The following is a 317-nucleotide window of genomic DNA, read 5'->3' as shown; positions in this document are numbered from 1 at the left end:
GTCACCGCTCCTCGTCGGACTCGGCGACGGCACGTTCAACGTCGTGGCGTCTGACGCGATGGCGATGCTCCAAGTGACGGACCAGTACCTCGAGCTCCACGACGGCGAGATCGTCATCTTGACGCGCGAATCGGCGACGATCAAGACACTCGACGGCGAAGTCCTCGAACGTGCCCCGTATACGGCCGAGATCGATGCGTCAGACATCGAGAAAGGCACGTACGCGCACTACATGTTGAAAGAGATGGACGAGTAACCAGCCGTCATCCGCAACATCATCCAGCACTACCAGAACGACGCCGGTGACATCGAGCTCA

Annotated in this window: 1 pseudogene; it reads left to right on the top strand. The window is 59.6% G+C overall.

Going from position 1 to position 317, the window contains the following annotated elements:
* Positions 1 to 256 (top strand): annotated as a pseudogene (locus tag ACSV5T_RS09760) (hypothetical protein); the annotation flags it as partial.
* Between the last annotated feature and the right edge of the window lie 61 nt (positions 257 to 317).

Source organism: Veillonella sp. ZSJB6 (genome assembly GCF_051549505.1).
GTDB lineage: Bacteria > Bacillota > Negativicutes > Veillonellales > Veillonellaceae > Veillonella.
The sequence above is the reverse complement of the archived record's forward strand: the minus strand, read 5'-3'. Positions and strand labels throughout refer to the sequence as shown.